The organism is Vibrio zhanjiangensis (genome assembly GCF_030161235.1).
Classification (GTDB): Bacteria; Pseudomonadota; Gammaproteobacteria; order Enterobacterales; family Vibrionaceae; genus Vibrio; species Vibrio zhanjiangensis.
Window position 1 is genome coordinate 65823 of record NZ_BSPW01000037.1, and the last position, 10670, is coordinate 76492.

The following is a 10670-nucleotide window of genomic DNA, read 5'->3' on the forward strand; positions in this document are numbered from 1 at the left end:
CCTCTTTTCTTGCTTTTTATACATGGGAAAACATGGTATTAATCCACTAAATATCGTTGAAGTATGAGCAAGGAATCTGGGGATGATGAACGTATATAACTTTAGTGCTGGCCCTGCTGGGCTGCCTAAAGAAGTGATGCAAAAAGCGCAGGCGGAGTTTATTGATTGGAATGGGTTGGGTACTTCAGTGATGGAAATCAGTCACCGAAGCAAAGAATTCATTAAAGTGGCAGAAGAAGCAGAGCAAGATCTTCGAGACTTACTCAATATACCTGACAATTATAAAGTGCTGTTTTGCCAAGGAGGTGCGCGTGCACAATTTGCCGCTGTACCTCTTAACCTCTTAGGAAACTCAACCAAAGCGACGTATATCGATGCAGGTTACTGGGCGCAAAGCGCCGTAAAAGAAGCGAAGAAATACTGCGAAGTGGACGTTGTTGACGCGAAGATGATCAAAGAAGGTAAATTAGCTGTTATGCATGCCTCGGATTGGAAGATAGATCCTCAATCTGCTTATGTTCACTTCTGTCCTAACGAGACGATTGATGGAGTAGAAATATCTGAATTACCTGACACTCAATTGCCCATCGTTGCTGATATGTCGTCCAACATACTGTCTCGTGAGATAGATGTTTCGCGCTATGGCGTTATTTATGCGGGTGCACAAAAAAACATCGGCCCTGCTGGGATCTGCATCGCTATTGTTCGCGATGATTTACTTGGCTTGGCTCATGAGCTATTACCAAGTTTTATCAGCTACAAGGTTTTGGCAGAAAAGGACTCAATGTTCAATACGCCGCCGACATTTGCGTGGTACTTATCGGGACTCGTATTTAAGTGGTTGAAAGAGCAGGGCGGAGTAGGAGTTATTGAGAAAAGAAATGCTGAAAAGGCGAGTATTTTATACGACTACATTGATAGCTCTGATTTCTACACCAATGACGTACATACGCAAAACCGCTCTCGTATGAATGTTCCGTTCCAACTTGCAAAACCTGAACTCGATGGTCTTTTCCTCCAGCAGGCACAAGAGAAAGGTTTAGTGTCACTCAAAGGGCATAGGGTTGTAGGAGGAATGCGAGCGTCAATTTACAATGCAATGCCAATCGAAGGTGTAAAAGCGCTAGTCGAATTCATGAAAGAATTTGCTGCTGACAACGCTTAATTACTCAGTCATGAGAAGAGCACTAGCGACTAGATTACCCAGTGCTCTTTATGCAAGACGGTAACCCTCTATGGGCGTTTTTTGCTCTTTTTTGCTGAAAAGTTACTTCTAGCGTCAGGCTTAGCTGTTGGTTGAGTCCCATTCGATGCGGTACGTTTGCCCTTGGTTTTGCCTCCTTTACCATTCATTTTTTCAAAGCCTGGCTGGTTTGACGTATGTTTGGTCGCAAATCGATTTGAACCATGGCGGCCAGATTTTCTGCGCTGGGCTGGCGTTAATGTTTGCGCGTTTTCTTCCGGTACAAGACAGCTAGCTTTGTCGCCAATTAAATGCTTTTTGCCCATGTTAACCAGAGCTTCGCGGATGATTGGCCAGTTTACTGGGTCGTGGTAGCGCAGTAGGGCCTTGTGTAAACGACGCTGACGTTCTCCTTTCGCCACTGGAACCTCCTCTCGCTGTTTGTATTTGACACGCTTGAGTGGGTTGGTTTCAGAGTAATACATCGAAGTTGCATTACACATTGGTGACGGATAAAAGTTTTGTACTTGATCGCATTGGAAATTATTTTTCTTTAGCCACAGAGCTAGGTTAAGCATATCTTCATCTTCAGTACCGGGGTGTGCAGAAATGAAATAAGGGATAAGATATTGTTTCTTTCCGGCTTCAGCACTGTACTTTTCGAACATCTCTTTGAATTTGTCATAGGTACCCATACCTGGCTTCATCATAAGATCGAGAGGCCCTTTTTCTGTATGTTCCGGGGCGATTTTAAGGTAGCCTCCAACATGGTGGGTAACCAATTCTTTGACGTACTCAGGGGATTCAATCGCTAGGTCATAGCGAACACCCGATGCGATCATGACTTTTTTAATTCCTTTGACGTTACGCGCAGCCCGGTAGAGGTCGATAGTATGTTTATGATCGGTATTGAGCTTGCTGCAAATGCCTGGGAAGACACAAGAAGGACGTCGACAATTTGCCTCTGCTTTAGGATCACTACAACCTAAGCGGTACATATTCGCCGTTGGGCCACCAAGGTCTGATATTGTGCCAGTAAAGCCGGGCACCTTGTCTCTGATCGCTTCAAGTTCATTAAGAATGGATTCCTGAGAGCGATTTTGTATGATGCGCCCTTCGTGTTCAGTAATCGAACAGAAAGAACATCCACCAAAACAACCACGCATAATGTTAACGGATGTCTTTATCATGTCGTAGGCAGGAATTTTTGCTTTGCCATACTGAGGATGAGGAACTCTCGCATAAGGCAAGCCAAACACGTAGTCCATTTCTTCCGTCGAGAGGGGGATAGGAGCTTGATTGACCCATAACTCACGGTCGCCATGACGCTGTATTAAAGCACGTCCCGAATAGGGGTTTGTCTCCAAATGCATAATACGACTAGCGTGGGCATAGAGAATTCGATCGTTACTTAGCTTTTCAAAATGAGGGATACGAACCGCTGTCGTTGCGGCATCGTGTCGTGAAGGTCTAATGGTAATTGGCTTAGCCTGATCGTTTTGTTCCTTGGCTTTGGTATCACATTTTTCTTCAACGGCATATGGGTTTGGCGGCACAAAGGCTTCTTTACGAGGCTTTTCGATTCTTGAAGAGTCTATGATTTTGTAGCCCTCTGGCAGTGATGCTAAGCTCACAACAGTACCGCGTATATTAGTCATGGTACTAATCTCTTCACCGTTAGCCAGCCTATGTGCTACTTCAACTAATGCTCTTTCGGCATTTCCAAACAATAGAATGTCTGCTTTGGCATCGAACAAGATAGAGCGACGCACTTTGTCTGACCAGTAGTCATAGTGAGCCAAACGGCGCAAGCTGGCTTCAATACCACCTAACACTATGGGAACACCTTTGTATGCCTCGCGACAACGCTGAGAATACACCAGAGTCGCTCTATCAGGCCTTTTACCACCTTCGTTGTTTGGTGTGTAAGCATCATCATGACGTAGCTTTCGGTCGGCAGTATAACGGTTGATCATTGAATCCATGTTGCCTGCAGTGATACCGAAAAAGAGATTGGGTTGTCCCAATTGAGTAAACGCTTCTTTATTGTGCCACTCAGGTTGCGCGATAATACCCACTCTAAAACCTTGAGCTTCCAGTAATCGACCTATGATGGCCATGCCAAAACTTGGATGGTCAACATAAGCATCGCCAGTGACAATGATTATGTCGCAGCTATCCCAACCAAGCGCATCCATCTCCTTGCGAGTAGTCGGAAGAAATGGAGCGGTACCAAAGCATTCAGCCCCGTACTTTTTATATTCATTAATTGGAGTGGTTTCGCCGTACATATGATGATCTCAACTTCAAGGAGCGCGAATTATAGCGGCTTGTATGCTTGCTATCTACCCCAATTAGATTCTAGTGATAAGTGTTTTGCTATCCAAAAAATAGTAATCCTGCACATGGCTTAACGAAAATTATATAAATGTGCAGCTAACATCTTATTATTGGTTGGTGTTTTTTAAAAAGGTAGTTCGGATGGGGAAAGGTAAAGTCGATCGAGTTCAATCGGGTGTGCAACAACCTTCCCGATGGCATAAGTACAAAAGTTACACATGGGAACTTGACCTCGTTAAGCAGGCGTTTACATGTGAGCCCGAAGCAATGAGTTCACTGTTTGGTAGCTCTGACCCATCCATCCCAGCGAAAGAACTATTAAAATTACTGCCACCGTCTCAGAGAGACAAAGCTCGCAAGGTGTTTCAGGCTGCCATTAGTACCCACAAGGCGCGTTATTTCCACTGCTGCGTAATGACACCAAATAGCCTTTTTAGCTATGTGGAATTTAGAATCACAGCAAAAAGTCAATCTTTACTAAAAGGTACAGTGTTGCCTTGTCTCGTGATTGCGTCTGATATTGTTGCGGCCGAATTGTTTTACTCGGTATTTGAAAATCCCCATCATGGCATGTTGGTGACAGACGAAAAAACGCGGATACTGGCCTGCAACCGTCATTTTGAGAAATCTACAGGCTATGTCCTTGAAGACATCATAGGTAAGAAAACCAACCTTTTTAATGCAGATAAGTTAAGTCCCAATTTTTATCAGAATTTGTGGAAAAATATCGAGGAGGATGGTCATTGGAATGGTGTGATATTAACCAAGAAAGCGGATGGGACGATTTTTCCTCAGGAGCTTACCATTCATCGAATATCACCCGGAAATGGAGAGTCGTATTACTTGGGAAATTCTACGGACCTGTCAGAGCAGCTGCAACGTATCGATGGTAGACAAGCGGGTGGTGTGGACTTGTTGACTCAATTGCCTAATCCAGACCACTTTATTCAAACCATTAAAGAGGACCCTCAGCAAGTATCCGCAACAGACATTCAAATTATGTTAGCTCTTCAACCTCAATTTCCCGAATCAAACAGTCAAGAAGTTAAACGTCAGTTCGCAAGCTACTTAATGGGAAATAAGTTGTTAGCCCATGCTAGTTATATTGGTGATGGGCGTTTCGCTGTTATGTTGAGAGCAGAGGTTGATAATCAGCATGAAACTATTCGCATTATAAGAAAATCCATCAAAGAGTTCTTTCAAAGTTTTAAACACGCACAAACGTCAGTAGCCTTGGCTCTAAAACAAGGATTGACAGGGGTAGCGTTACGCCAATCGAGTAGTATAGCCCCTAAGCAGTTTTTATCCCATGCGGTACAAGCGCTACTAGAGCTTCATTCTGAAGAAAATAAGCGAGTGGGTTTTTATGATCGTGATATACATGCTCAAGTTGATCGTAAAAAGCATTTGGAGGCTTGGGTTGAAGAAGTCATATCGAGTGGGGCTGTTGAGGTATTTTTCCAACCAATAGTGAATATTAAACGCGGTAGAATTGATAAGTTTGAAGCTTTGTGTCGCTTTCCTACCAATACTGAGATTGAAACATCAACTCAAGAGCTCATTAGCATTGTTGAAGATATTGATAAAATCGTTCAACTTGATGACATTGTGAACTGTAAAGCCATGTCCAGACTTGCTGAATTACAAATGTTATTTGGCGAACATATTGGTTTATCACTTAATCGTTCGTTTAATTCAAAACAAGATATTTTAGCAATATTACGTCACACGGCTCAGTCAATTGATCAAAGTGGTGTTGCGCCTAATAAGGTGACCATCGAGTTTACAGAAAGTACTTACTTTGCTGCGGAGAGATATCAAGAAGAGCTGGTTCATTTATTGCGCAAAGCTGGTGTGTTAATTGCGGTGGATGATTTTGGAACTGGATTTGCCTCATTTGATTATTTGAATAAAAACTATTTTGATGTACTCAAAATTGACCAAAGCCTGATAAAAGGTATCCGTGTTGATAATAGGCAGTATCATGTGGTGAATACCATTGTTCAGTTAGCGCAGAAGCTCAAACTTACTGTCATCGTAGAAGGGGTGGAGACGCTCAGTGAATATAAAGTCTTGCGTGATTTAGGGGTTGATTGTATTCAGGGCTATTTTTTCTCTAAACCACTATCCTTAGAGGAGTTAAGAGACGTTCACAACTATTGTCCGTTGCCTGTGATTGATGAGAATACCGAGAGTAGTCATGGAACTCTCTCACAGCTGGTCACAGCCAATTTGCCGCGTGTTGATCCCGGAGAGTCATTGTCCTTGATTCACACCTACTTTAGTACCGAAGAGTTTAATGTGTTGCCAGTTGTTGAATCAAACCAGTGTGTGGGTCTTATTGATCGGCAAGCGATGAATTTGCATATGACCCCCAGTATGGGAACGGATCATGAAACTAATAAAGAAAATGCGATTTGGCACAAAGCAGCACATCGTATGATGTCACCTCCTGAGACAATTTTGGATTGGCATTTAGCTTTAGATGAAGTTAAATCCTTGTTAATTAAACATCCACTTCCTTGGGTACTGGTTGATAGTGAATCTAGATTCAAAGGAGTGGTTGAGCAGGGGCGCATTATTCAGTACTTGGCTGGTGTTAATGTTTAAAAATTAATACTGTCAATAATCTGAAAGTCTTCTAAGTTTATAAGTGATATCGAACATTAGTGTGTTGTAGGTGTAGCTTGTATGTTAGGAGATCTGCGTTCTCATACTGCACTTGAATCTTATGTTAGAGGCGGTAAGTCAGCAGCAAATTTTATCCAATGGCAATGGGACGAACAGTCGCATCAACTTGCGATTGAAAAAAGCGACGTTGAACAGGTATTACGAATTGACCTCTCAAGTTTGGGCAAGGCTTCATTGCTATCTTTATTAAATTTTCAAGATCAAGAAGAGTTACTCAAACTTTTCGAACAAGCATGTAATTCAACTTCCCCTATGCGCTTTGCGTGTTGCCTGAATTTGGACCAAGGGAAACTTTGCTATGTCGAGCTTCTTTTTCACGGTGATGCACAAGGCCACGTGTTGGGAAAGCTCATCCCATTGGTCAGTTTTGATGGTTCTGGCGATGTTGTCAGTCAATTATTCCAGCAAATATTTGATAATCCTCACCATGGCATAGTACTGGCCAACTCAGAAAAGCACATTATCGCCTGCAATGGCTATTTTCAGGAACATACAGGCTATAGCCATCAAGATTTGGCAGGTAAAAGTGTTGATTACCTTGATTCAGGGAAACACAGTAAGGACTATTATCAGAATCTTTGGAAAGAGGTGGTGGAAAATGGGTTTTGGTCTGGAGTCATACTGATCAAAACCAAAAAAGGGAATACGATTCCACAAGATTTGACAGTACAAAAATTTTGGTTAGGCAACAATGTTTTCTATGTGGGATGGTATCTGGATTTATCTAACAACTTATATCGGGTTGCTGACGTAGAGCATGGTGGAGTGGAGCTCCTGACTCAGTTGCCAACCGAGCAGCAGTTTACACAATCAGTGGCAAGTCGATGGATGGACGAAGCGTCGGAGCACATCAGCATGGTTGTGGCCTTTGTACCTAAGTTTGCAGGGCAAGACGATTTTGAGTTGAAGTCAAAGCTGTCGGAGCACTTGGCGCGTAACCGTGAGGCTCAGCAAGTGGGTTATATAGGTAACAATCACTTTGTTGTTTGCCTTGAATGTGAAAAACGCTCTGGCCCATCTCAGGTGAGAATCATTCATCAAACTATTCGGCGATTTTTCAGTTCGTTAAATCAGAAAGCAGGGAAAGAAATCCATCTTGCAATTGTTCATGGCAAGGTTGGTGTATCGGTTCTTGGCCAAGACACCCACAACCCCAAATTACTCGTTTCTCATGCTGTTCAGGCCATGCTTGAACAACAAAATGATGAAAGGGGACTGATTACCTTTTACCACGGTGCTATTCATAGGGAAGTTTTGCGTCGTAAAGAACTAGAAGAATGGGCTGTAAAGCTTATTAAAAATAACAATGTTGACGTTTACTATCAGCCCATTATTGATACCAAAACGTGGGAAATTGCTAAATTTGAAGCGCTGAGCCGTTTTAAAGGTCCCAATGGTAAAATGTTGAATACTCAGGAAATGGTCATGATAGCGGAGGATTTAGATTTAGTCGCTGACCTAGATTGGTGTGTTGGACGTAAGGCTCTAGAAGACCTGACTAAAATACAAGACCATTTTGGCTCTAAACTTGGCATGACCATTAACCGTTCATTAAACACCAAACTTTCTAACGATGAGGTGCTCCAAAGTGCAGATGCACTGATTCATCAATACGCAAAAACCCCTGAGTTGGTCACGATTGAGTTAACGGAAAGTGCATACTTTGATAGTGAGTCTGAACAGTCAACTTTGATTCGAAATATTCGGCGCAGAGGCGTCAGTGTTGCTATTGATGATTTTGGTACGGGTTACAGCTCGTTTAGTTATCTCAGCGACTGCAATTTCGATATTCTTAAAATAGACAAAGAATTTGTCACAGGCTTAAGCACAGGAACCCATAGATATTATATTGTTAAAATGATCACCGAATTGGCGCACACACTGAACGTTAAAGTGGTTGCAGAAGGGGTCGAAACGCGCCAAGAATTAGAGGTGATATGCAGCGTTGGTGTTGATTATATACAAGGCTATTTCTTCTCTAAGCCACTTCCCTTGAAAGAGCTTCACAATGCTTGGGGGTATAGTGAAAAATTGGAAGAATTTCTCGCTTCATCTTCCGGTATGCGCCAAGTCGGAATACTTAATATTACCCAGACTTATATTCCTACTTTAGAGCCTCAGGATACCCTAGAGGCGGCCAGAAGCTTGTTTGAATCGAAACAATATAACTTGGATGTCATCCCTATCGTCGATGGAACGGCTTGCCTAGGGGTAGTGGGTCGAGAAGAACTAAATCATCATTTGTCGACAAACATTGGGACAAGGTTAGAAACTCCTAAGGACTTAAGCGCGCTTAAACGAAAATTGAATCAGGTGATGCGCAGAGATATTCATAGAGCCTCATATCAAATCAAGCTATCAGAACTGCCTGAGCTAATAAAAAGTGGTATCAAACCTCCTTGGATTGTGGTCAATGATACGGGGCAATATTTAGGGGTTATTACGGGACAGGATTTATTGGCCTATTTCGCGTCAGCGTAAAGATTGTGGCAGTGCCGGTAGCCGTTGGAGTCATAGTTTTGCTATTATCTGCCCCCATGTTCCCCAATGAACCGTTGTTTCAATGATCACTCAGCAAATTTTATCTTTTTTTGCTCCTATGCTTTTAGGCACGCAGCTTGTGTTAACACTCATTTTAGTAAAAGGCGATATCTGTCCAGGTCAAAGAGGACGGATACATAGAGTCTTACCTGCTATTGCAGTGCTTTGGCTGGCAGTCGCATCATTGAAAATTGAAGCTATTATGATGGTGTTCGCCATCGGGTATTTTTATTCTCAAGTTCAGACTAAAAAAACGCGTTTACAAGGGCCGCTTTGGGTTATGTATCTCGCCAATGGGTTGGCATTGGCTTACGTTGGTATTCTAATCGGTGAACAGCCTGATAGGACAACTGCGGCTAAAGTATTTATTGAGATATTTTTGCTCGGGGCGTTATTTTCCCATCTTTTACTGACCATTGCTAAAACTCGCTTACAAGCATTTCATCGTATCTTGCCTGTGACAGGTATCGTATCTGTCATGTTGCTCAGTTTGATAGTACTGGTGAAAAGTGCTCAGATAGCGCAGCAAGTGTTGGCTGAAAATACCCAACCTCTATTGAGTGGCTTTGCACTATTGATCTCTTCAACGTTGATTTGGTGCTGGCATATCCTGTCTTCAAAGCCGATTCATAAAATCCAGCTTTGGATCGCATTGCTTACTATGTTCGCTGCCCTGTATTTTGTACAGAGCTTGTTCATGCTTTAGGACAGGCTCATTTTAAATTTGGACATTTAACGCTAAGCTTAAAGAATATGGTCAGTAAGGGAGTTTGGCTATGGATTTGAGCAATATTACAAGACTCGATAGCAATATATTACTGGGTATTGTCAATGAAAAACTAAGACTTGAGTGCAGCAGTCTTGAAGAGTTGGTCGTTATGTATGAGATGGACTCAGCACTCGTGACCAACAAGTTAGACACGCTTGGTTATCACTACGATCCTTTGACGAATCAGTTTAAATGTTACGATAGATAGTGAGGCAATCTTTTCTGCTTTGTTATCACTGCTCGTGATGCTGTTATACCGTCTTTATCCCTTCCAAATGACTTTTGGACTGCTGTTTTGCGGTGCTGAAAAAAGCCTGCAAGTAACGTTTGTCTTTTTCACATTGTCGAGTTGCAGCAAACAAGCGGCGCCAGAGTCCTTTGCCTAAAGGCAAGCTACTGAGCAAACCTTGACGAGAAAATTCATGGATAGCCCAATTGGGTAACGCGGCAACACCAAGTCCCGCGGAGACCATCTGCACGAGCATTAGCGTGTTGTCTGCTTGTTTCCATTTTGCTGGCTCAATGCCTGCAGGTTGAAGAAAATGCTTAACCACGTCAAGACGATTTTTTTGCACTGGGTAGGAAAGCAAAGTTTCGTTTTTTAGATCGGATGGCTGCACACATTTGTAATTCGCCATTGGATGGTTGGTTGCCGTCACAAGGCGCATTTCAAAGTCAAATAAAGGCTCATAGTGGACCTCTGATCTGGGCTGGATATCGGATGTGATCACTATATCCAGTTCGCCGCTGAGTAATGCTGGAAGTGGTTCAAAACCAAAGCCTGATGAGAAGTCCAGTGTCACGCTCGGCCAAGCTTGTTGGTAATCCCTTAACGCCGGCATTAGCCATTGAAAGCAAGAATGGCATTCAATCGCCATGTGCAGCCGCCCATTCACATCTTCTTTGAGGCCTGCCAAATCATTTTCTGCTTTCGCCAAACGAGGGAGAACTTGGTCAGCTAGCTCAATTAAAATCTGGCCTTCAGAGGTAAATCTAACCGGACGAGTTTTGCGCAGGAACAGTTGTCCACCAAGCCGAGCTTCAAGATCTTTTATCTGGTGAGAAAGTGCTGACTGGGTCAGATAGAAGTGGACCCCAATGGTTGGACACATAAACTAATTCCTTAAGTGGTTGATCCAGCTTATG

At 42.9% G+C, this 10670-nt stretch carries 6 protein-coding genes and 1 pseudogene; 5 read left to right on the top strand and 2 right to left on the bottom strand.

Translation table 11 applies throughout. From position 1 onward, the window contains the following. The first annotated feature begins 82 nt into the window (after nucleotides 1–82). Entirely contained in the window at nucleotides 83–1165 is a 1083-nt protein-coding gene (serC, locus tag QQK21_RS10600; protein WP_284192165.1) for a 3-phosphoserine/phosphohydroxythreonine transaminase, read from the top strand. A gap of 68 nt (nucleotides 1166–1233) precedes the next feature. Here the strand turns inward: serC and QQK21_RS10605 are convergent, their stop codons facing one another. Next, on the bottom strand, nucleotides 1234–3474 hold the full coding sequence (locus QQK21_RS10605) for a YgiQ family radical SAM protein (protein ID WP_284192166.1): 2241 nt from the start codon (nucleotides 3472–3474) through the stop codon (nucleotides 1234–1236). A gap of 190 nt (nucleotides 3475–3664) precedes the next feature. Here QQK21_RS10605 and QQK21_RS10610 point away from each other — a divergent pair, with 190 nt between their 5' ends. The 4 genes from QQK21_RS10610 (at nucleotide 3665) to QQK21_RS10625 (ending at nucleotide 9732) form a co-directional block, all read left to right on the top strand. Continuing rightward, nucleotides 3665–6133 carry a sensor domain-containing phosphodiesterase gene (locus QQK21_RS10610; protein ID WP_284192167.1) on the top strand — a complete coding sequence of 823 codons (2469 nt, stop codon included), beginning with the start codon at nucleotides 3665–3667 and terminating at the stop codon, nucleotides 6131–6133. An 81-nt stretch (nucleotides 6134–6214) separates the two neighbouring features. Further along, nucleotides 6215–8695, top strand: a complete 2481-nt coding sequence (locus QQK21_RS10615; RefSeq protein ID WP_284192168.1) for an EAL domain-containing protein — start codon at nucleotides 6215–6217, stop codon at nucleotides 8693–8695. Nucleotides 8696–8780: 85 nt separating this feature from the next. Beyond that, nucleotides 8781–9461 carry a hypothetical protein gene (locus QQK21_RS10620; protein WP_284192170.1) on the top strand — a complete coding sequence of 227 codons (681 nt, stop codon included), beginning with the start codon at nucleotides 8781–8783 and terminating at the stop codon, nucleotides 9459–9461. A gap of 70 nt (nucleotides 9462–9531) precedes the next feature. Then, nucleotides 9532–9732 carry a DUF4250 domain-containing protein gene (locus QQK21_RS10625; RefSeq protein ID WP_284192169.1) on the top strand — a complete coding sequence of 67 codons (201 nt, stop codon included), beginning with the start codon at nucleotides 9532–9534 and terminating at the stop codon, nucleotides 9730–9732. A gap of 43 nt (nucleotides 9733–9775) precedes the next feature. Here the strand turns inward: QQK21_RS10625 and QQK21_RS10630 are convergent. Then, nucleotides 9776–10609, bottom strand: a pseudogene (locus QQK21_RS10630) (LysR substrate-binding domain-containing protein); the annotation flags it as partial. Between the last annotated feature and the right edge of the window lie 61 nt (nucleotides 10610–10670).